23 protein-coding genes are annotated in these 21,472 nt (G+C 64.8%); 15 read left to right on the top strand and 8 right to left on the bottom strand.

The features are described from left to right. The first annotated feature begins 110 nt into the window (after positions 1 to 110). From XI09_RS14290 to XI09_RS14270, 5 genes are all read left to right on the top strand, one after another. A complete protein-coding gene (locus XI09_RS14290; protein ID WP_271567395.1) occupies positions 111 to 539 on the top strand; it encodes an acyl-CoA thioesterase in 429 nt (142 codons plus the stop codon). 3 nt (positions 540 to 542) lie between these two features. Further along, complete coding sequence (locus tag XI09_RS14285) at positions 543 to 1,019, top strand: PaaI family thioesterase (protein WP_271567394.1); 477 nt, start codon at positions 543 to 545, stop codon at positions 1,017 to 1,019. Positions 1,020 to 1,063: 44 nt separating this feature from the next. Continuing rightward, positions 1,064 to 1,447: a CidA/LrgA family protein gene (locus tag XI09_RS14280; RefSeq protein WP_271567393.1), complete on the top strand. Its 384-nt coding sequence runs from the start codon at positions 1,064 to 1,066 to the stop codon at positions 1,445 to 1,447. Next, entirely contained in the window at positions 1,444 to 2,166 is a 723-nt protein-coding gene (locus tag XI09_RS14275; protein ID WP_271567392.1) for an LrgB family protein, read from the top strand. The genes XI09_RS14280 and XI09_RS14275 overlap by 4 nt, the downstream gene beginning before the upstream one ends. A 94-nt stretch (positions 2,167 to 2,260) precedes the next feature. Then, positions 2,261 to 2,923: a DsbA family protein gene (locus XI09_RS14270; RefSeq protein ID WP_271567391.1), complete on the top strand. Its 663-nt coding sequence runs from the start codon at positions 2,261 to 2,263 to the stop codon at positions 2,921 to 2,923. Between the two features lie 81 nt (positions 2,924 to 3,004). Here the strand turns inward: XI09_RS14270 and XI09_RS14265 are convergent, their stop codons facing one another. The 3 genes from XI09_RS14265 to XI09_RS14255 form a co-directional block, all read right to left on the bottom strand. Beyond that, a complete protein-coding gene (locus XI09_RS14265; protein WP_027544339.1) occupies positions 3,005 to 3,211 on the bottom strand; it encodes a hypothetical protein in 207 nt (68 codons plus the stop codon). An 82-nt stretch (positions 3,212 to 3,293) separates the two neighbouring features. Beyond that, complete coding sequence (locus XI09_RS14260) at positions 3,294 to 4,364, bottom strand: dienelactone hydrolase family protein (RefSeq protein WP_271567390.1); 1,071 nt, start codon at positions 4,362 to 4,364, stop codon at positions 3,294 to 3,296. Positions 4,365 to 4,392: 28 nt separating this feature from the next. Beyond that, positions 4,393 to 5,364, bottom strand: a complete 972-nt coding sequence (locus XI09_RS14255; protein WP_271567389.1) for a S1C family serine protease — start codon at positions 5,362 to 5,364, stop codon at positions 4,393 to 4,395. A gap of 87 nt (positions 5,365 to 5,451) precedes the next feature. Here XI09_RS14255 and XI09_RS14250 point away from each other — a divergent pair, with 87 nt between their 5' ends. The 7 genes from XI09_RS14250 to XI09_RS14220 all read left to right on the top strand — a co-directional run bounded on the left by XI09_RS14250 (position 5,452) and on the right by XI09_RS14220 (position 12,961). Next, positions 5,452 to 5,607, top strand: a complete 156-nt coding sequence (locus XI09_RS14250) for a hypothetical protein (RefSeq protein WP_271567388.1) — start codon at positions 5,452 to 5,454, stop codon at positions 5,605 to 5,607. A 50-nt stretch (positions 5,608 to 5,657) separates the two neighbouring features. Beyond that, positions 5,658 to 7,076 (top strand): M20 family metallopeptidase, encoded by a 1,419-nt coding sequence (locus tag XI09_RS14245; RefSeq protein WP_271567387.1) that lies wholly within the window; start codon positions 5,658 to 5,660, stop codon positions 7,074 to 7,076. A 262-nt stretch (positions 7,077 to 7,338) separates the two neighbouring features. Continuing rightward, entirely contained in the window at positions 7,339 to 9,129 is a 1,791-nt protein-coding gene (locus XI09_RS14240) for a peptide ABC transporter substrate-binding protein (RefSeq protein ID WP_271567386.1), read from the top strand. Positions 9,130 to 9,158: 29 nt separating this feature from the next. Continuing rightward, a complete protein-coding gene (locus XI09_RS14235; RefSeq protein ID WP_027544334.1) occupies positions 9,159 to 10,118 on the top strand; it encodes an ABC transporter permease in 960 nt (319 codons plus the stop codon). Beyond that, a complete protein-coding gene (locus tag XI09_RS14230) occupies positions 10,084 to 11,001 on the top strand; it encodes an ABC transporter permease (RefSeq protein WP_271567385.1) in 918 nt (305 codons plus the stop codon). The genes XI09_RS14235 and XI09_RS14230 overlap by 35 nt, the downstream gene beginning before the upstream one ends. Further along, positions 11,001 to 11,996, top strand: a complete 996-nt coding sequence (locus XI09_RS14225; protein ID WP_271567384.1) for an ABC transporter ATP-binding protein — start codon at positions 11,001 to 11,003, stop codon at positions 11,994 to 11,996. The genes XI09_RS14230 and XI09_RS14225 overlap by 1 nt, the downstream gene beginning before the upstream one ends. Then, complete coding sequence (locus XI09_RS14220; protein WP_271567383.1) at positions 11,993 to 12,961, top strand: ABC transporter ATP-binding protein; 969 nt, start codon at positions 11,993 to 11,995, stop codon at positions 12,959 to 12,961. The genes XI09_RS14225 and XI09_RS14220 overlap by 4 nt, the downstream gene beginning before the upstream one ends. Positions 12,962 to 12,985: 24 nt before the next feature. Here the strand turns inward: XI09_RS14220 and XI09_RS14215 are convergent, their stop codons facing one another. From XI09_RS14215 to XI09_RS14205, 3 genes are all read right to left on the bottom strand, one after another. Further along, positions 12,986 to 13,609, bottom strand: coding sequence for an HAD family hydrolase (locus tag XI09_RS14215; protein WP_333939092.1), 624 nt, complete (start codon positions 13,607 to 13,609; stop codon positions 12,986 to 12,988). A 207-nt stretch (positions 13,610 to 13,816) separates the two neighbouring features. Then, positions 13,817 to 15,721 carry a sensor domain-containing diguanylate cyclase gene (locus XI09_RS14210; RefSeq protein ID WP_271567382.1) on the bottom strand — a complete coding sequence of 635 codons (1,905 nt, stop codon included), beginning with the start codon at positions 15,719 to 15,721 and terminating at the stop codon, positions 13,817 to 13,819. A 179-nt stretch (positions 15,722 to 15,900) separates the two neighbouring features. After that, positions 15,901 to 16,122, bottom strand: a complete 222-nt coding sequence (locus XI09_RS14205; RefSeq protein ID WP_271567381.1) for a dodecin — start codon at positions 16,120 to 16,122, stop codon at positions 15,901 to 15,903. A 288-nt stretch (positions 16,123 to 16,410) separates the two neighbouring features. On the opposite strand from XI09_RS14205, the gene XI09_RS14200 reads away from it, so the two are divergent. Beyond that, entirely contained in the window at positions 16,411 to 17,412 is a 1,002-nt protein-coding gene (locus tag XI09_RS14200) for a glycoside hydrolase family 16 protein (protein WP_271567380.1), read from the top strand. A 2-nt stretch (positions 17,413 to 17,414) separates the two neighbouring features. Beyond that, positions 17,415 to 18,878, top strand: coding sequence for a GH1 family beta-glucosidase (locus XI09_RS14195; protein WP_271567379.1), 1,464 nt, complete (start codon positions 17,415 to 17,417; stop codon positions 18,876 to 18,878). A 15-nt stretch (positions 18,879 to 18,893) separates the two neighbouring features. Here XI09_RS14195 and XI09_RS14190 read toward each other — a convergent pair whose 3' ends face one another. Then, positions 18,894 to 19,451: an HNH endonuclease gene (locus XI09_RS14190; protein WP_018646514.1), complete on the bottom strand. Its 558-nt coding sequence runs from the start codon at positions 19,449 to 19,451 to the stop codon at positions 18,894 to 18,896. 163 nt (positions 19,452 to 19,614) lie between these two features. Between XI09_RS14190 and XI09_RS14185 the strand changes: the two genes are divergently transcribed. Continuing rightward, a complete protein-coding gene (locus XI09_RS14185; protein ID WP_333939091.1) occupies positions 19,615 to 20,058 on the top strand; it encodes a Bug family tripartite tricarboxylate transporter substrate binding protein in 444 nt (147 codons plus the stop codon). Positions 20,059 to 20,296: 238 nt separating this feature from the next. On the opposite strand, the gene XI09_RS14180 is transcribed toward XI09_RS14185, so the two are convergent. Beyond that, on the bottom strand, positions 20,297 to 21,274 hold the full coding sequence (locus XI09_RS14180; RefSeq protein ID WP_271567378.1) for a peptidyl-alpha-hydroxyglycine alpha-amidating lyase family protein: 978 nt from the start codon (positions 21,272 to 21,274) through the stop codon (positions 20,297 to 20,299). Between the last annotated feature and the right edge of the window lie 198 nt (positions 21,275 to 21,472).

Raw genomic sequence — 21,472 nt, 5'->3', positions numbered from 1 at the left:
AAGAAAGTCCACCCGGTTCCTGATACGGTGCCGTATTGCTAACGCGACCAGGCCCTGATACGCTACCGTATCAACAATCGAAGGGCAGAAAAGCGCTGGGAGAAGTTGCGATGGAGCAGGAGGCAACCTATCGCGGCACGGTCTATCCGTGGCAATGCGATCATGTCGGCCACATGAACATCATGTGGTGTGTCGGCAAATTCGACGAGGCCAACTGGAATCTGTTCGCCCGTCTTGGGCTGACGCCGAGCTATTTGCGCAGTTCCGGCCGCGGCATGGCCGCGGTGCAGCAGAACATCACCTACAAGCGCGAGCTGCTGGCCGGCGACATCGTCGAGATCCGCAGCCACCTGCTCGAGCTTCGCGACAGGTCGATCCGATTCCGGCACGACATGACGAATGCCGAGACCGGCGAGATCGCCGCGTTCTGCGAGATCACGGGCGTGCACATGGACCGTGAGCTGCGAAAGTCCGCGCCGTTCACCGATGCCATCCGCGACGCCGCTTTGAGGCATCTTGTCGAACCGGCCGAGGCTTGAGCCATGACCGCGTTCGAGCCGAAGAACCCGGGCTATCGCGCCGCGGCCATTGCCATGTTCGACGGCCAGCCGGCAATGCGCACGCTTGGCATCACGATCGTCCGCCTTGCGCCGGGCGAGGTCGAGCTGGCGATGCTGCACTCGCCCAAATTCACGCAGCAGAACGGATTTGTCCATGCCGGCATCATCACGGCCGGGCTCGACAATGCCTGCGGCGTTGCCGCCTTCACCCTGATGCCTGACAATGCCGATATCCTCACCGTCGAGTTCAAGACCGCGCTGCTCGCGCCCGCCCGCGGCGCGCGTTTCGTCTTCAAGGCCGAGGTGGTCAAGCCCGGCCGTACGCTGACCTTCTGCGAGGCCAGGGCCTTTGCCGAGCACGAGGGCAAGACCACGCTGATCGCCACCATGAGCGGCACCCTGATGGCGATGCTGCCCCGCGTTGCGGCTTCGCCCGAAGTGTGTGCGCCCCGTGCATAGCGGCGATTGACAAGCCTGCCGGCGCATCTCTTGATGCGATCGTCATGCTCGCAAGTCTCGGCCTCATCCTGCTCTGCCAGTTGGTCGGCGAAGCCGTCGTGCGCGGCCTCGGCCTGCCATTGCCGGGCCCCGTGCTCGGCCTGCTGCTGCTGTTGATCCTGCTGCTTGCGCGCGACCGCTTTGCGCTGCTTGCGTGCGGGCCGTTGCGGAATGGCGGCGTGGAGACCGCCGGCAAGGGCTTGCTGGCCCATCTGTCGCTTCTGTTCGTGCCGGCCGGTGTCGGCGTCGTGCAGAAGCTCGATCTGCTCGCATCCCACGGCGTCGCCATCATTCTCGTGCTCGCGCTCTCGGTGGTCGTCACGCTGCTTGCGACGGTGCTCACCTTCCGCCTCGTCAGCCGCCTCCTCAGGCAACAGGACGCGCGATGAAGGACAACCCATTCTCGCTCTGGGTCTATCTCTCGCAGTCCCCGCTGCTGTGGCTGACCGTGACCCTGCTGGTCTATGCGAGCACGGATGCGGTGTCGCTGGCGAGCCGGCGCCATCCGCTCGCCAATCCCGTGCTGCACGCGATGTGGATCATCGGTGCGTTCCTGCTCGTAACCGGCACCTCCTACACCACCTATTTCGCCGGTGCGCAGTTCGTGCATTTCCTGCTGGGGCCCGCCACCGTCGCGCTCGCCGTGCCGCTCTACGAGAACCGCAAGCGCGTGGTGTCGTCCATCGTGCCGATGCTGGTGGCGCTCGTTGCCGGCTCGGTCACGGCGGCGGTGTCGGTCGTGCTGCTGGCCGAGCTTGCCGGGCTGCCGCGCGACGTCGTGCTGTCGCTGGCGCCGAAATCGGTCACGGCCGGCGTTGCCATGGGCATCGCCGAATCCCTGCACGCCGATCCCTCGCTGGCGGCGGTCGCGGTGATCCTCACCGGCATCATGGGCGCGATCATCGTGACACCGCTGATGAACCGCACCGGCGTCACCGATTTCCGCGCACGCGGATTTGCCGCCGGCCTCGCCGCGCACGGCATCGGCACCGCGCGCGCGTTCCAGGTCGACGAGATCGCCGGCGTCTTTTCCGGCATCGCCATGAGCCTGAACGCTTTGGTGACCTCGTTCCTGGTCCCGCTTGCGGTCACGCTGCTGGTGCGATGACATCGCCGTTGCGACACTCTATATGAAATATGAAGCGTAACACTTCCCGGTCTCAAACCGTATTTGTGGCGATGGGACCGAAACGGGACGAGATATGACTCGATTCAGGAATAAGGGCCTCTTGGTACCGACGCGGCGTGCGGCGCTCACGCTGATCGGGGCGGGCGCGCTCGCAGCGGGCGGCATCACTTCGGTGCGGGCCGCCGCAGGCGATGACGAGGTGCTGACCGAAGCCAAGGTGCTGCGCGATCCGGACACGCCCGTTGCCGGCAATCCCGACGGCAATATCACCATCGTCGAATGGTCCGACTACAATTGCCCCTATTGCCGCAAGCTCGAGCCCGAGCTGCGCCAGGTGGTCCAGGACGACGGCAAGGTGAGGCTGGTGATGAAGGACTGGCCGATCCTCGGGCCGGTATCGGTCACGGCGGCGCGGATCGCGCTCGCGGCGAAATTCCAGGACAAGTACCATCAGGCCCATGACGCCATGATGGGCGTCAGCTCGCGCCTGACCGAGCCGCGCATCAATGAGCTGCTGGCGGCTGCCGGCGTCGACATGGACCGGTTAAAGCGCGATCTCGCCGACCACGCCAAGGACATCGACGCCATCCTCAAGCGCAACAACGAGCAGGCCGAAGCCTTCGGCTTCCGCGGCACCCCGTCCTTCATCGTCGGCAAGTACCGCGTGCCCGGCGTGCTCAGCATGACCGAATTCGAGCAGGTCATCGCCGACGCGCGCAAGGCCAAGATGAACTAAGGCGCTCGCCGCAACTGACACGGCCAACACAAAGGCGCCGCCGCGGACCGCGACGGCGCCTTGTTCATGATACCCGCAACGTTACTTCGACGAGATGCGGACCCAATCCTTGTGCGCGCGATCGCGCAGAGCATCCCAGTCGGCCTTGGCGACATCCCAGTTCACGATGGTGCGATTGGTGGTCGCGACCTCGCCATTGGCGACGGATGAGGTCTGCATGGAATCATAGACATAGACGCCGCCCGCGAGAAGCAGCGCGCCCAAAATCATTCCGAAAAAAGTCTTCATAGCGAACCTCCGGTGTCGCGCCGATAACGTCGGCACGGCGCGATGGTTCCGCGGCCATGCGGCGCATCTAAGGAGAGATCGTTCATCTTGCGTTCAGCCACTCCAGCAGCTCCGCATTGATCTCGCGCGGATAGGTGTGGCTGAGATCGTCGATCTCGCGATAAGTGACGTCGGCGCCGGCGGCGGAGAGCGCCGCTTGCGTCTGCCGCGCGCTCTGCACAGGAAACATCCAGTCGAGCTTGCCGTGGGTGATGAAGATCGGCAGGCGCTGCAGGCGCGCAGCATCCGCCATCTCTGCCATCAGCGGGTGGAAGGTCGCCGACACCGGTGCGAGATGCGTAAAGGGCGAGGCGCCATCGAGCCCGCTGACGTAGCAGAAGGTGCCTCCGTCGCTCATGCCGGTCAGCAGCATGCGCGAGCCGTCGATGGACCAGCGGTTGCGCACGGTCTCGAGGATGCGCATGAGGTTGGGCGTATCAGTGTCGTCGCCCATCAGCGCCCAGGTTTGACCGGTCGCGGTCGGCGCCACCAGGATCGCACCCACGCTGCGGGCATCGCGTAACCAGCTCCACAGGAAGCCACGGCCATTGCCGCTGCCGCCATGCAGCGCCATCACCAGCGGCATGGCGCGATCGGGCGTGTAATATTCGGGGACATAGACCGAGAAGCCGCCGCGGCTGCCGGGCTCGTTGTGATCGTGGAAGATGCCGCTGTGCTCGCCCGCGCCGGCCTCGAGCCGTGCCAGCAGGTTCCCATCCTCGCGCCTCGCGGCGTTGAGGAAGAAGCTGCTTACCGGCGGAAACTGCACTGCAAGCGGATAGAGCGCCTCCAGCGCGCGCGGCACGTGGCGCAGTGCGCGGAAGACGGCGATGAGATCGCCGTTGCCGCGCTCGACCTCGCGAATGCCGGCAAAGGCGGCGAGCGTCTCGTTGCAGGCACCATCGAGCCGGTCGCGCAAGCCGGCGAATTGTTCAGGCCAGGTGCCGATCGCCGTATGTGCGGCTTGCAGCGCGTCGTCCGGCGCGCCGATCGCGTTCATCACGGACGCGAAGGCTGGCGGATGCAGGTGACGGGTGAAGAAGCCGAGCGCCTCCAGCGCGTTCAGCAGCGGCGGCAGCACGGCCACGATGTCGTCAACGACGGCCTCGGTCATCGCCGCTTCCTTGCTTCAGTTCGGCCGGTCAGTGCAGCTTCGGCGCCTTCAACAGCTTGAAGCGGTCGGTCGAAGTCACCGTGACGTCGAAGGTGACGCCTTCATGATGCACGGTGAGCGGGACGTCGACGCCGGCGGCGCCGAGCGCCCACATCTTCTTGTAGAAGGCGGTCTGGCTGATGATCTTCTCGCCGTCGACGGCGAGGATGACGTCGCCGGTCTTGAGCTCGGCGCGGGCGGCCGGCCCGTTGGCGGAGATCCCGATCACCACCACGCGGTTGTCGATCTCGGTCGAATAGAGCCCGAGCCAGGGCCGCGATGGCTTGTTGACGCGGCCGAACTTGCGCAGATCCTCCAGGATCGGCTTCAACAGGTCGATCGGCACGATCATGTTGACGTGCTCGGCCTTGCCGTCGCGTTCGCGTTCGAGCTGGAGCGAGCCGATGCCGATCAACTCGCCGCGCTCGTTGAGCAAGCCGGTGCCGCCCCAGTTCGGGTGCGCGGGATAGGTGAAGACAGCCTCATCCAGCAGATATTCCCAGTAGCCGGCGAATTCCTGCTTGGCCACGATCTGGCTCGCAACCGATCGCGTGCGGCCGCCGGCGCCGCCGACCACGACGCGGTCGCCGACCCGGGTCTCCGCCGAGTTGCCGAGCGGCAAGGGTTCGACGTCGAGCTCACCCAGCGCCTGCACGAGGCCGAAGCCGGTGACGGAATCAAAACCCAGGGCATGTCCTTCGACGACGCGCCCGTCGGCGAGGTGCAGCCACACCGATTCCGCCTCGGTGATGAGATAGCCGATGGTCAGCACCAGCCCGTCGTCGATCACGACGCCGTTGCCGGCGCGCTCGGTGCCCAGCGTCTCGGCGCTGAACGCGTCGGGCGGAATGATGGCGTGCAGGCCGACGACGGACGCGAGCGCGCGGTCGAGATCGAAACCGTAATCGCTCGCACGCGGCTGATTGGCCGGCGGCACTCTCCATTCGGTCAGAGCGGGCATGGAGTTCTCCTGGCTGAGTGCATCGCTCCGCCGTGGCTAGCGGGACGACGCGCGAAGCTCGCATAATTTAGGCCGGAGAAGGCCGTCTTGAAAGCCTCGTTCCTCAACTATTCCGCAGAACGCGGTGTGAAATCTTCGAAAGGCGCGGGATCGTTTCGCGCGCGGTCGGCGGCCCGGCGGGCCTTCGATCCGGCATCCGCCGCATGGCTGCTGTCCGGCGAGGTGCTAGGCGCCGTGCGTTGAAGCTGCTAACCATTGCCGCTTCGTTTGACCAAGAGATCACGGACCGAAGCATGGATAACCGCAGCGACATCTGGCGTGGCGTCGACACGATCAAGGCGCGTTTCATCGACCTCAGCGACAAGGTCTGGGGCACGCCGGAGGTTTGTTACACCGAGGCGCGGTCCGCCGCCGAGCATCTCGCCGAGTTGCGCCATCAGGGCTTCCGTATCACCGAGAACGTCGCCGGCATCCCGACCGCGCTGGTCGGCGAATGGGGCGAGGGCGGACCGGTCATCGCTTTCATGGGGGAATATGACGCGCTGCCGGGCCTCAGCCAGGAGGCGGGCGTGGCGGAACACCGTCCCGTCGAGACCGGCGGCCACGGCCATGGCTGCGGTCATAATCTGCTCGGTTCCGCGGCACTGCTGGCCGCGACCGCGGTGAAGGACTGGCTCGCCGAGAACAAGGTGCCGGGCCGCGTGCGCTACTACGGCTGTCCGGCAGAAGAAGGCGGCGCGGCAAAGGCGTTCATGGTGCGCTCCGGTGCGTTCGAAGACGCCGACATCGCCATCACCTGGCATCCGCACAGCTTCTGGGAAGTGGCGGTGACGCCGTCGCTCGCCAACACGCGGGCCGACTTCATCTTCACCGGCCGCACCTCGCACGCCGCGGCCTCGCCGCATCTCGGCCGTTCCGCACTCGATGCGGTAGAGCTGATGAACGTCGGCGTGAACTACATGCGCGAGCACATGCCGAGCGACGCGCGGGTGCACTACGCGCTGCTCGACACAGGCGGCATTGCGCCCAACGTGGTGCAGGCGCATGCGCGCGTGCGCTACTCGATCCGCGCGCGCGACCTGCCCGGCATGAACGAGCTGGTCGGACGCGTGAGCAAGATCGCGGAGGGCGCGGCGCTCATGACCGAGACCAAGGTGGAGATGAAGATCATCTCCGCGGTCTCCAACATTCTGCCGAATACGCCGCTGGAGCAGGCGCTGCATCGGGTCATGGAAGAGCTCGGACCGCCGCATTTCGACGACGCGGACAAGGGTTTTGCCACCCAGATCCGATCGACGCTGAGCGACAAGGACATCGCCTCGGTCTACTACGCGATCGGGATGGAGCCGACCGATCGGCCGCTGGCCGACTTCCTGGTGCCGCTCGATGCCAAGCGCAACCCACTGGTCGGCTCGACCGACGTCGGCGATGTGAGCTGGGTGGTACCGACGGTGCAGGTTCACGCACCAACGGTTGCAATCGGCACGCCGTTCCACACCTGGCAGGTGGTGGCGCAGGGCAAGAGCCCGCATGCCCACAAGGCCATGGTGCAGGCGGCCAAGGCGATGGCGGGTATCGGCATCAAGGCGCTCACGGAACCGGAGCTGATCAAGGCCGCGCAAGCCGACCTTGCGAGGCGGACGGCCAAGACACCTTATGTCTGCCCGCTGCCGGACCACGTCGCGCCGCCACTGAATATGTCCGTGGTGTAGAATTTCGTCTCGATACTTCGTCTGATCCGGCGAACAAATTTTTCGCAGTGCAACGTGGATTTCGGCGTGTTTTAGCGCCGGATTGCCGAACGCTTGGGCTGCGGAACGCAGTTTTGCCCAACGGACAGCCAGAACACTGTTTGCATACACACGGTCGCAGTTGACGGGCGGCCTATTCAGTGTGCCATCTACGGCCAGACAAAACCCGGCGGTCGCATCGCGGCCGCCTGCATCCATTCGGGAACCAGACGGGGGACAAACCATGCTGGATAAAGAACTGCGTTCGATGATCGGCCAAGTGAAGGACGGACGGATGGATCGCCGTGCCTTCATCCAGCGTCTCGCCGCTGTCGGTCTGACTGCCCCGCTGGCCAACCAGATCCTCGCGCTGGGCGGCGTCGCCATGGCGGAAGGCGTTTCGACCTACAAGCCGACCAAGCGCGGCGGCGGCGGTGCGCTGAAGCTGTTGTGGTGGCAGGGGCCGACCCTGCTCAATCCGCATTTCGCCACCGGCACCAAGGACCAGGACGGTTCGCGCCTGTTCTACGAGCCGCTTGCCTGTTGGGATCCGGACGGCAACATGAAGCTGGTTCTGGCCGCCGAAATCCCATCGATCCAGAACGGCGGCCTCGCCGCCGACGGCAAGTCGGTGACCTGGAAGCTCAAGCCCGGCGTCAAATGGCATGACGGCAAGCCGTTCAGCGCCGACGACGTCGTGTTCAACTGGGAATACTCCAAGGATCCCGCGACCTCCGCGGTCACGATTGCGACCTATCGCGACATCGTCGTCGAGAAGGTGGATGACCTCACCGTCCGCATCCTCTTCAACAAGCCGACGCCGTTCTGGGCCGATGCTTTCGTCGGGGCGCCGAACTCCATCATCCCCAAACATCTGTTCGCGGATTACAAGGGCGCCAAGTCCCGCGAGGCGCCGAACAACCTCTCGCCAGTCGGCACCGGCCCGTACAAATTCCTCGAGTTCAAGCCGGGCGATATCGTCCGTGGCGAGCTCAATCCCGACTATCACATGCCGAATCGCCCGTATTTCGACACGCTCGAAATGAAGGGCGGCGGCGATGCCGTCTCGGCGGCGCGCGCGGTGATCCAGACCGGCGAATACGATTTCGGCTATAACATCCAGGTGGAAGACGACGTGCTGCTGCGCCTGGAGAAGGGCGGCAAGGGCAAGGCCATCTACGCCGTGGGCGGAGACACCGAGTTCATCGCGCTGAATTTTACCGACCCGAACACCGAGGTCGATGGCGAGCGCTCTTCGATGAAGACGAAGCACCCGCTGTTCTCCGATCCCGCCGTGCGCAAGGCGCTGGCGCTGCTGGTCGATCGTGAAGCGGTGAAGAAGGTGATCTACGGCCGCGCAGGCCGCACCACGGCGAACTTCCTCAACGGCCCCGAAAAGTTCGTCTCCAAGAACACCAGCTGGGAATTCAGCATCGAGAAGGCGTCGAAGATGCTGGATGACGCCGGCTGGAAACCGGGTGCGGACGGCATCCGCGAGAAGGACGGCAAGAAGCTGAAGCTTCTGTACCAGACCTCGATCAACGGTCCGCGCCAGAAGACCCAGGCCATCGTCAAGCAGGCCTGCCAGAAGGCGGGCATCGACGTCGAGCTGAAATCGGTCGTCGCCTCGGTGTTCTTCTCCTCCGACGCCGGCAATCCCGACATCTACCCGAAGTTCTATGCCGACATGGAGATGTTCCAGATCCCGATGAGCCAGCCGGATCCGTCCCAGCACATGCGGCGCTATATGTCGGCCAATGTGGCGACCAAGGAGAACAAGTGGCAGGGACAGAATTTCCCGCGCTACGTCAACAAGGAGTATGATGCCACGATCCTGGCCGCGGAAGGCGAGATGGACCCGGTCAAGCGCGCGGCGCTCTACATCAAGGCCAACGACATCCTGATCGGCGATACCGTGTTCATCCCGGTGCAGCATCGCCTCAAGGTGGAGGCCGCTGCCAACAACCTGGTTTGCGTGATCAGCGGCTGGGCGAACGAGACCGACAACCTGTTCGACTGGTACCGGGAGGCATGATCGCGCAGGCCTAGGCGGGGTCTTTCCCTATGAGTCAATATGTCCTGCGTCGCCTGCTGATCGCCATTCCGAGCCTGCTCGGCATTTCGCTCGTGCTGTTCGTCGTGCTGGCGCTCGCCCCCGGCGATCCGTTTTCGGAACTGGCGACCAATCCGAACGTACCGCCCGAAGTCGCTGCCGCGCTTCGGGCGAAGTTCGGCCTCGACGATCCGATCTATCTGCGCTACCTGCACTGGCTCTCCGCCATGGCGCATGGCGATTGGGGTTTTTCCTTCGTCAGCCGGATGGACGTCGATGCGCTCATCCTCCAGCGCCTGCCGGCGACACTCTATGTGATCGGCTCGGCGCAGATCCTGGCGCTCCTGATCGCGATTCCGGTCGGCGTCTACGCGGCGACCAAGCCGTATTCACTGTTTGACCAGATCGCCAACGTACTGGCCTTCGTCGGTTTCTCGCTGCCCACCTTCTTCACCGGCATCCTGTTCATCCTGATCTTTTCGGTCACGCTGGACTGGCTGCCCTTCGTCTATTCCAGCGACATCAAGGCTACCGGCATCCGCTGGGTGCTGGAGATGATCCGGCAGGCGATCATGCCGGTGGCGGTGCTCGGCCTGTTCCAGGCGGCGTCGATGACGCGCTTCGTGCGCTCGGCGATGCTGGACGTGATCCGGCTCGACTACGTCACCACGGCGCGCGCCAAGGGACTCGGGCAGGCCAAGGTCATCGTCAAGCATGTGATGCGCAATGCGATGATCCCGGTCGTCACGCTGATCGCGCTCCAGATGCCGGCGGTATTCGGCGGCGCCATCGTCACCGAGCAGATCTTCCGCATCCCCGGCATCGGCTCGCTGCTGATCTCCTCCATCCTTTCCAACGACACGCCGGTGGTGATGGCCGTCACCTTCGTCTTCGCGTGCCTTGTGGTCCTGTTCAATCTCATCGCGGACGTCCTGTATGGCTGGCTTGACCCTCGCATCTCCCTCCGCTGAGCGGCGCGTCTACTCGCCCTGGCGCGAGACGTGGCGGCGCTATAGCCGCCACAAGCTTGCCGTGATCAGTGCGTTCCTGCTCCTCATTCTGGTCCTGGCGGTGGTTGCCGGCCCGTTCGTCTGGCGGGTCAAGATCGACGACATCGACATCGTGGCGGGCATGCAGGGGCCCTCGCTTGCCCATCCCTTCGGCACCGACGATCTCGGGCAGGACATCCTCGCCCGCATGATCTACGGCGGGCGCATCTCGCTCGCGGTCGGCCTTGCCGCGATGCTGGTCTCGGTGTTCGTCGGCGTGCTGATCGGTGCGCTTGCCGGCATGTCGCGCGGTGCGCTCGGTCACGGGCTGATGTGGCTCACCGATCTCTTCCTGTCGCTGCCGCAACTGCCGCTGCTGCTGCTGCTGATCTATCTGTTCCGCGACGGGCTCAAGGCCGCGTTCGGCCCCGAGGGCGGCATCTTCATCCTGATCGTGCTCGTGATCGGGGGCCTGCGCTGGATGCCGGTCGCCCGCCTCGTGCGCGCGCAGTTCCTGTCGATCCGCGAAAAGGAGTTCGTCGAAGCCGCGCGCGCGCTCGGCGCCAGCCCGGTGCGGCAGGTGGTGCGCCACATCCTGCCCAACGCGCTCGGTCCCGTGATCATCGCCGGCACCATCGACGTCGCCGCCGCCATCATCGCCGAATCGACGCTGTCGTTCCTCGGCCTCGGCTTCCCGCCCGATACCCCGACCTGGGGGCGGCTGTTGTACGACGCCAAGGACTTCCTCGACATCGGCCCGCACTGGGCGCTGTTTCCGGGCGGCGCGATCTTCATCGCGGTGGTCGCCATCAACTTCATCGGCGACGGCCTGCGTGACGCGCTCGATGCGCGACGGGTGATCTGATGGCGCCGCTGCTCGAGATCAAGGGCCTGAAAACCCATTTCTCCACCGACGACGGGATCTTGCAGGCCGTCGACGGCGTCGACATCTCCATCAACCGCGGCGAGACGCTCTGCGTCGTCGGCGAGTCCGGCTGCGGCAAGACCGTGACGGCGATGTCGATCCTGAAGCTGATCGCGATGCCGCCCGGCCGCATCGCTGCCGGCCAGATCATCTTCGAAGGCCGCGATCTCGTGCCGCTGACGAGCAACGAGCTCGACGAGATCCGCGCCAAGGAGATCGGCTTCATCTTCCAGGAGCCGATGACATCGCTCAACCCGGTGCTCACCGTCGGCGAGCAGATCGCCGAGAGCCTGCGCCGTCATGAAGCCGTGACGAGGAAGCAGGCGCTCGAGCGCACCATCGAGATGCTCAAGCTGGTGCAGATCCCCAACGCCGAAGGCCGCGTGCACAACTATCCGCACCAGTTCTCCGGCGGCATGCGCCAGCGCGTGATGATCGCGATGGCGCTCGCCTGCAAGCCGAAGCTGATCATCGCCGACGAGCCCACCACCGCGCTCGATGTCACCATCCAGGCGCAGATCCTCGACCTGCTCCAGGACATGAAGGAGCGCTTCGGCATGGCGGTGATGCTGATCACCCATGCCATGGGCGTCGTCGCCGAGACCGCGCAGCGCGTCGTCGTGATGTATGCCGGCAAGGTCGTGGAGGAGGCGGGCGTCGACGAGCTCTTCGGCGATCCGCAGCACCCCTATACGCAAGGGCTGATCCGCTCGATCCCGCGCATCGACCTCGACAGCGAGCACAAGACGCGGCTGGAGGCGATCGGCGGCTCGGTGCCGATCCTGATCAATCCGCCGGTCGGCTGCCGCTTCGCGCCGCGCTGCCGTCATGCCATGAGCGTCTGCACCGAGAAGGAGCCGCTGCTCCGCGAGGTCGCGCCCGGCCACCGCATGGCCTGTCACTTGGGGGATACGCAGTTGGGAGCCGCGTCATGAGCGAACCCTTGCTCCGCGTCAGCGGTCTGAAGAAACATTTCCCCGTTCTTGGCGGCTTGCTGTCGCGCCAGGTCGCCAGCGTCTATGCGGTCGACGGCGTGTCGTTCTCGGTCAATCGCGGCGAGACGCTCGGTCTCGTCGGCGAATCCGGCTGCGGCAAGTCGACGACGGGGCGCTGCGTGCTGCGCCTGATCGAGCCGACCGACGGCGAGGTCGTGTTCGACGGTCAGGACGTGCGCCAGCTCGGTGGTAACGATCTGCGCGCGATGCGGCGGAACATGCAGCTCGTGTTCCAGGATCCGTTTGCCTCGCTCAATCCGCGCATGACTGTGGGTGCAATTCTCGGCGAGGCGCTCATCATCCATAAGCTCGGCTCATCGGCCAAAGAGCGGGAGGAGCGCGTCGCGAGCCTGCTGGTCAAGGTCGGGCTCAAGGCCGAGCACATGCGCCGCTACCCGCACGAATTCTCCGGCGGCCAGCGCCAGCGCATCGTGATCGCGCGCGCGCTCGCGGTCGAGCCGAAGCTGATCGTCTGCGACGAGCCGGTCTCCGCGCTCGACGTGTCGATCCAGGCCCAGGTCATCAACCTGCTGGAAGATCTCCAGGCCGAGCTGAACCTGACCTATCTCTTCGTCGCGCATGACCTCTCGGTGGTCGAGCACATCTCCGACCGCGTCGCGGTGATGTATCTCGGCCGCATCGTCGAGCTGGCGAAGGCCAGCGACCTCTACCGCAACCCGCAGCATCCCTACACCAGGGCGCTGTTGTCAGCGGTCCCGGTGCCCGATCCCAAGCTCAAGCGTGAGCGCATCCGCCTCAAGGGCGACGTGCCGAGCCCGATGAAGCCGCCGTCAGGCTGCCACTTCCACACCCGCTGTCCGATCGCCCAGCCGCGCTGCGCAGAAAGCGCGCCGGAGCTGAAGGAGGGGGCGGGCGGCCATTTCGTGGCGTGTCATTTGGCCTGATGCGACGCAAAGCGGAAGGCGTATTCATTCGCCCTGAAGCAGGCCGTGCGCCGAAACGGCCTGCCTGAAAGCCTCCACCGACGTGTGATGATGCGCGAACAGGCCCGCCTCGCGCGCGCCGGCAACATTGGCCGGGAGATCGTCGACGAACAGCACGGTCTCCGGCATCACGTTGAGCTCGGTCAGGCAGAGGCGATAGCAGCGCGGGTCCGGCTTTGCCGTCTTGAACTGGGCGGAGGTGTAGATCCGGGTGCCGAACAGCGGCCGCAAGTCCGGCAGCAGCGTGTCGATGTGGTCGGCGACCAGCGTGGTATTGTTGGTCAGGACGGCAATATCGACGGTTTCGCGCAGACGTCGGGCAATCTCCAGCATCGCGCGATCGGCCTGCATTGAGCGGCGCCGCGCCTCCACCCACTCGTCGAGCGACAGCGGATAGCCCATGCGCTCGCCGAAGCCTCGCAGATAATCCGCGGCATCGAGAGCGCCGGAATCGCCGAGCGATTCGAAACCGCTGTCCCAGATCGCCTTGTGGACGAGCTCGCTGCTCGATCCCGCGAGCTCTGCCAGACATGCGACACGCTGTCCCCTGTCGTAGTTGCAGAGGACATTGTCCATGTCGAAGAGGACGAGCTTGATCCCATCAGTCACAGCAGCACTCTCGGATTGGCCGAAACTCGGGCCGTGATCGCAGTCATATCCCGCCCGAACGCGGGCGACAAATCCGGGTGCGCAAGGGCCGATCGCTGCGATGCTGGCCTGGTCGGCGGCGCGTTTCGAAGGCGAGTTCTCGAACGTCACCCGCAGCTACGCCGGCAAGGGCAAGCGTTCGCCACGCCTGGCAGGTCGGCGACTGTGTCACGCGCTCTTCGCGGGCCAGGGCACGACCTGTCCCGATACGATCAGCCGGTCGCGGCCGCTTTCCTTTGCGGCATAGAGCGCGCGGTCGGCGGCCGCCACCAGCGCGCTGGAGTCGGTCGTGGTCTCGGATGGAAACGCCGTCGCGGCGCCCATGCTCACCGTGACGAGCCGTGAGGGCGGATTCTGCGCATGCAGCATGGCGAGGTCGCGCAACGCGCCGCGAATCTCCTCGCCGACCCTGGCGCAGCCGTCCGCATCGGTGTTCGGCAACAGCACCGCGAACTCCTCGCCGCCGTAGCGCGCCGCGAGGTCGGCCGGCCGCCGGGGATGAGAGGACAGGATTCGCCCCAGCGCGCGCAGGCAGCCGTCACCGGCCAAATGCCCGTAATGGTCGTTGAACGCCTTGAAATGATCGACGTCGATCAGCAGGAGCGAGAGTGGGGTGCCGTCGCGGCGGGAGCGGGCCCATTCGTCCGCGAGGCGCTCGTCGAATGCGCGCCGGTTGGCGAGCCCGGTCAGGCCGTCGGTCGCCGCTAGCGAGGCGAGCTTGTTCTGCAAGTCCTTCTGCTCGGTCATGTCGCGCACCACCGCGACGACGCCGTCGATCTCGCCGCTGTCGGACGCCCGGGTCACGTGCAGGGCCGACTCGGCCCAGATCTCGCCCTTGTCGCGATGGCGCTGACGGTAGACGAACCTTGCCTCCTCGGCCTCGCCGTTCTTCAGCGCGGCAATGGCCTGCTCGACCCGTTCCATGTCCTCCGCGTGAACCCCGGCCACGGCCGACGTGCCCAGCAGTTCGTCGGAAGACCAGCCGATGATGCGCGCGCATGACGGAGAAACGTAGATCAGCCGGTTGTCCAGTCCGATCCGGGTCACCATGTCGCTGGATTGCTCGGCCAGCAGGCGGAAATGGGCTTCTTTGGCGATCAGAGCCTGTGCCATGCGCTGCCGCTGCAAGAGCTGGCGGACGAGATAGAAGCCGATCACCGCGATCAGTGCGACGAGACCGACGACGAAACTCATGCGCACGGTCGCCGTGCGCCGCCAGGGGGCCAGAACGTCGTCCTGCGCTTTGCTCGCCAGCACCATCAAGGGATAGCGGCTGCTGCGCTGATAGTAGCTCAGCCGCTGCACGTTATCCAGCGGCGACTTGAAATAGTAGACTGCCGCTGCCGGACGGCTATTCCATTGCTTGTACAACGGCGCGTTGGACAGGTCGCGTCCGACGAAGGCGCCGCTCTCATCGTGGCTGCGCGCCAGCATGATGCCGTCGTTGTTCAGCAGCGACGCCGAGCTGTGTGGACCGAGGTCGAAGCGCTCGTAGAACTTGACGAAATAGCTGACGTCGATCGTGAGCAGGGCAACGCCGGCGAAGCTGCCGTCGGGGTGGTTGATCCGGCGAGATGCGGTGATGATCCACTGGCCGCCGGCGCGGCTCTTGACGGGGCGTCCGATCAGCGTGCCCGGATCCGGCGAGTCGCGATGACGCTGGAAATATTCGCGGTCGCTGTTGTTGAATTTGGACAAGTCGACCTGCTCGGTCGTAGCAAGCCAGCGGCCGGTCTCGTCATAGACGAAGATGCCACGGATGCGGTCCGATGATTTGCCGGTCGGCAGATAGGCCTGGAGCTTTGCGATCGTGTCCGGACCCGTTCCATCGATCTCGAGCCGATGGACCAGTCCGACGAGGATGGTATCGACGAGCTCGAAGGTGTCGTCCGCATGCTGGACCAGCGAATGCGCGAGATTGGCCACGTCGATTTCGGCGTTCCTGAGCTCGGTATTGCGCGTTTCCCATTCGCGCCAGCCGCTCAGGCCCAGGATGACGAAGCAAGTCAGCATGACGAAACCCGCCGCCCAGAGCGGAAGACGCGTTTTTCCGAGGTCGCGGCCCGTATTCATCAGGCTTGCTCCATTTCGGTGCAAACCTCTCACTTTCGCCTTAACGGCCTGTTGCGTCATCCACGCTGATTGTGCGAATCCCGTATTCGGCCGGAACCGGTCCTCGATGTTTCGACGGGTTATCGTCGGAGGATGTTAACCACGCTGACCTTACGCCGGATTCGCCTGGCGTCCCTGCCTCACTCCTCCAGTGTAAACCCGACGCGCAGCGTCACCTGGTAGTGGCGCACGGCGTTGTTCTCGATGTGGCCGCGCGTCTGCACCACCTCGAACCATTTCATCTCGCGGATGGTCTTGGCGGCGCGGCTGATCGCGTTCTTGATCGCATCCTCGATCGAAGTTTCGGATGATCCGACCAGTTCCAGAATCTTGTAGACGTGATCCTTCTCGGCTGTGGGCATGGCGCGTCTCCCCTTGTGCTGTGACGGGCCCGGATACGTCTGTCGCGATACATCCGGCCTCCACCTTGAACGGACGCGGGCGCCTCGGGTTCCGTCCCCGGCGATCGGCCGCGATCACCTGCTGAACGCGGTCCGTGGCGGTGTCCAGTTTGTGCAAGTGCACGAAAATATGGTTCGGGCGTGCGGGCGGTACCCCCAAATTCGTCCGCCGCCGCATGGCCGCCCTTGCCCGCTCCAATGCGGGCGCGTTAGCCTCGGTCCGTTTCCCTATACCGTCGATGTGCAGTGATGATCGGCCGTTGGACGAGGAGCGCTCTGGTCGCAATCAGTCTGTCCGCCGTGCCTGCGCTGGGCGCGGTGCGGGACGATCTCGACGACGCGCCCGGCACCATGTCGCTGCAAGTGACGACCGATCCGTCCACGATCGAATGCCGCAAGCTCGAAACGGTCAATCCTGCCTCGCTGATCTTCCTGCCGCTGCGGCGGACGTTTAACGAGGATTTCGACGAGCATCCGCTGTCGGGCGGACGCTGGGTGCCGCACTATGCCGGCGGCGCGGCGTGGCCGGAGGCGCGCTACTGGGGCGGCGACGGCTCCGACTTCAAGCGCAAGACCAGCGCCAATGGCGAGCAGCAGATCTATGTCGATCCGCGCTACTCGGGGCGCGCCGCGGCGCCGCTCGGGCTCGATCCGTTCAAGGTGAAGGACGGCGTGCTCTCGATCGTCGCGCGCCGCACGCCTCCGGAATTGAAGTCCGTTCTGTTCAACAACGAGTACATCTCCGGGATCCTGACGACGCAGGGCACGTTCGCGCAGAAGCACGGCTATTTCGAAATCCGCGCCAAGCTCCCGGTCGGCCATGCGGTGTGGCCGGCATTCTGGATGCTGGCGGACGACGGCGGCTGGCCGCCGGAGGTCGACGTGCTGGAAGGCCGGGGTGAGCGGCCGGGCGATCTCGTGATGACGACGCATTGGCGGATTCCGTCGACCCAGAAGATCCAGTCCTGCGGCTTTGACTTCGCGGTCGGCGACGCTTCGAGCGCATTCCACAACTATGGTGTGCTGTGGGAGGAGGATCGCCTGGTCTATTTCATCGACCGCAAGCCGGTGTCCGACATCAAGGTGCCGATCGGCTTCGATGATCCCATGTACATGATCGTCAACCTCGCGATCGGATCGAAGTTCTTTCTCGGCGTCGGTCCCGTCGATGCGGAATCTCCGCCAGCCGTCGCATTCGAGATCGACAGGATTTCCGTCTATCAGGTCGATATGGAGCAGGCGCGGAGATAGATATGTCAGCGGATTTCTCGCGGCGTCATCTTGCCAAGCTCGCGGGCCTTGTCGCGCTGGGAGCGGCGACCGGCGTCAGCGCTGCGGAGAGCGAAACGCCAGCATCGGCCGAGCGCGGCGCGCCCTTTCCGAAGGATTTCTTGTGGGGCACCGCGACCTCGTCCTACCAGATCGAAGGCGCCGTCAACGAGGATGGCCGCGGCAAATCGATCTGGGACATTTTCAGCCACACGCCCGGCAAGATCGAGGACGGCTCCACCGGCGACCGCGCCAACGAGCATTATCACCGCTACAAGGAGGACGTCGCGCTGATCAAGGCGCTCGGCGTCAAGGCCTACCGTTTCTCGATCGCATGGCCGCGGGTGTTTCCTGATGGGGCGGGTCAACCCAATCCCAGGGGGCTCGATTTCTACAGTCGCCTGGTCGACGAGCTGCTCGCAACCGGCATCGAGCCCTATGCGACACTCTATCACTGGGACCTGCCGCAGGCGCTGCAGGACCGCGTCGGCGGCTGGCGGTCGAGCGACACCTCGAAAGCCTTTGCCGATTACGCCGCGTACGTCGCCGCACGCCTGACCGATCGCGTGAAAAATATCTTCACCGTGAACGAGGTCGGGCGCTTCGTGAATTTCGGCTACGGCTGGGGCATCGACGCGCCCGGCCTCAGGCTGCCGGCGGCGCAGCTGAACCAGGTCCGCCATCACGTTGCGCTGGCGCACGGGCTTGCCGTGCAGGCGATTCGCGCCTCAGGGCGCGCCGGCACAAGGGTCGGCGCAGCCGAGAATATCGCGGCCTGCGTGCCGGCGATCGCAACGCCGGAAAACATCCGTGCTGCCGAGATCGCGACGCGCGAACTCAATGCCGGCTTCCTCGGCGTGGTGCTGGAGGGCAAGTATACCGACGGCTTCCTCGCCTATGCCGGCGCGGACGCGCCGAAATTCACGCCTGAGGAGTTGAAGATCATCGGTACGCCGAACGACTTCATCGGCCTCAACATCTATGCGCCGCAGTTCTATGTCACCGCCTCCGACCGCGCGCCCGGCTTCCGTGTGCTGCCGTTCCCCACCTCGTTCCCGCACATGAATTCGGAATGGCTGCGGATTGGCCCCGAAGTGATCTACTGGGCGCCGCGCCTCGCCGCGAAGATCTGGAACATCGAGACCATCTACATCAGCGAGAACGGCACCTCGTCGGAAGACAAGATCTCGGCCGACGGCCAGGTCTACGACCTCGACCGCATCATGTTCCTGCGCAACTATCTGACCCAGATGCAGCGCGCCGTCGCGGAGGGCGTGCCGATCCGCGGCTACTTCCTGTGGAGCCTGATGGACAATTTCGAGTGGATCTTCGGCTACGGGAAGCGCTTCGGCCTCTATCGTGTCGACTTCGAGACGCAGGCGAGGGTGCCGAAGCTGAGCGCGGCGTTCTATCGCGACGTGGTGGCGCGGAATGCGATCGGGGTGTGAGTGGATGCGCCGATCCTACGGATCCAGCTCGGTATCCCAGTAAAGATAGTCCAGCCAGCTGTCGTGCAGATAGTTCGGCGGGAAGAGGCGGCCGTTGCGGTGGAGCTGGTGCACGGTCGGTGCGAAGGCGCTCTGGCGCGGAAACATCTTGGCTTGCGCCGGCGTAAGGTTGCCCTTGCGCAGGTTACAGGGCGAGCACGCCGCGACCACGTTCTCCCAGGTGGTCTGGCCGCCTTTGCTGCGCGGGATGATGTGATCGAAGGTGAGGTCTTCGGGCGAGCCGCAATATTGGCAATTGAAGCGGTCGCGGAGGAAGACGTTGAAACGGGTGAAGGCGGGGTGGGTGGTCGGCTTGACGAAGGATTTGAGCGAGACCACGCTCGGCAGCTGCATCTCCAGCGTGGGACTTCGGACCGCCTGGTCGTAATGCGCGACGATGTTGACGCGGTCGAGGAACACCGCCTTGATCGCGTCCTGCCACGACCACAGAGACAGTGGGTAGTAACTCAGCGGCCGGAAGTCCGCATTCAGCACCAACACCGGCCAACTGCCTTGCGAGACATGTGCGTTCAAGTAACGCTCCCGGCCTCCATGTACGCTGCGAAGCAGCATGTATTGACATACTACATGCAGCGTGACGGGATTGTGAAGCCCGTTGAGCGACTTATTCAGGCGCAGGCAATGCGGCGGCGGGGTGGCAAAACGCTCAAAAACGCCGCGATTCGGGGAGGGGTCCATGCGGGGCTGGCTCGCCGCGGTGCTCTTGGCCGTGTTCGGCGCGGCGCCGATCTGGTCCGCTGCGGCTGAGGATTATCCGGCGCGCCCCGTCACCATGATCGTACCATTCCCGGCGGGCGGGGCGACCGACACCTTGGCGCGGTTCCTGATCGGCAGCGAGCCGCTGCTGATCGTCGGCCGCAAGGATCTGCCGGCGGACGATCTCAAACAATTGATCGCGTGGCTGAAGGCCAATCCGGACAAGGCGTCGATCGGCATCGCCGGCGTCGGCGCGACCGGCCATCTCGCCGGTATCGCGCTCCAGAAGGAGACCGGTACGCAATTCCAGTTCGTGCCCTATCGCGGCAACGGCCCGGCGATGCAGAACCTCATCGCCGGCCGGCCGAGCGCTGGTGGCCGATCATCAAGGCGTCGGGGATCAAGGTGGAGTGAGGGCTCCTAGCAGGTCGACGTACAGACGGCCGACATATCAGACGGCGTGGCCACACCCTCCGCTGTCGTCCTGGCGAAAGCCAGGACCCATACCGCGGAATCCATCCGTGATGGACCAGTCTCAGTACCGCACGACCACCAGACTTCGCCAAACCACTCCCTGGGGTAATGGGTCCCCTGGCCTTCGCCAGGACGACGTTGGGGAGAGAGCGGACCTTCAACAACGCGCGCCCCAGAACGACGGGTAGCTACTCCCGCACCCGCTCCAATTTCTGCAAGCACCGCGTCGCGCGCACCACGGCCGGCATCTCCTCGTCCGGGAAGCTCGTCGTCCAGTTGGTGACGCCCACTTCGCCGACGTAGATGTCGCCCTTCGAATCCAGTGCGATGCCGTGTGGTGCGAGGAATTTGCCACTGGCAACGCCGGGCCCTTCCTCGCCGCCGAGCCGCGCGATGCGATTTCCCTTGGCGTCCACGATCGACAGCCGCGGGCCGAGATTGGGCACATTGCGGTTGATGTCGAGGCCGGGGCCCAGCTCGCCGATCACGAAGGTTGGGCTCTTGCCGCCGCCGCCGCAGCACAGCGCGCAGGGCCGATGCAGATTGTTCCACTGCGTCTCGTATTTGCCCTCGCCGTTGAACACCTGCACGCGATGATTCTCGCGGTCGGCGACGTAGACCCAGCCATCGGCGTCGGCCGCGATATTGTGCACGATGTTGAACTGGCCGGGATCGGTGCCGGGCTCGCCCCAGCTCTTGATCAGCTTGCCGTCGGGCGTGAACTTGTGCACGCGCGCGTTGCCATAGCCGTCGGAGACGTAGATATCGCCCTTCGGCGACAGCGCCGTGTGGGTGCAGCGGTGGAACGGCTCGCCACTCATGAACGGCGCCGGCTTTTGCGGGATACCGATCGTCAGCAGCACCTTGCCGTTGGTGGTGCATTTGCGCACGGTGTGGTCGCCGTCGTCGGTGCAGTAGAGATTGTCGTCGGCATCGATGTGCAGGCCGTGCGCGCGCGAGAACAGGCCCTCGCCAAAACTGCGCAGGAAATTACCCTCGCGATCCAGCACCACCATAGGATGGGCGCCGCGGTTGAAGACGTAGACGCGGTCCTTGCTGTCAACCGCAACGGAGGCGACGTCGGTGAGCTGCCAGCCGTCCGGCAGCTTGGCGAAATTTTCGACGACGCGGTAACGGTGCTCGCCGGTGCCGAGAATGGCTGGCATTGGTGTCCCTTCCTTTAGCTGCCTCTGTCGCGCTCGCTTGCATCCGTGTCGTCATTGCGAGCGTAGCGAAGCAATCCAGAATCTTTCCGTGGAGACAGTCTGGATTGCTTCGCTTCGCTCGCAATGATGGGGTGGACGGCCCCCGAACGGCATCGGTGTGCCAGACTGGTGATGTTGAGTCGAACCAGACAAAAGGAG

This window comes from Bradyrhizobium sp. CCBAU 11386 (assembly GCF_028128955.1).
Lineage (GTDB): Bacteria > Pseudomonadota > Alphaproteobacteria > Rhizobiales > Xanthobacteraceae > Bradyrhizobium.
This window is presented reverse-complemented; position numbering and strand designations above follow the sequence as displayed.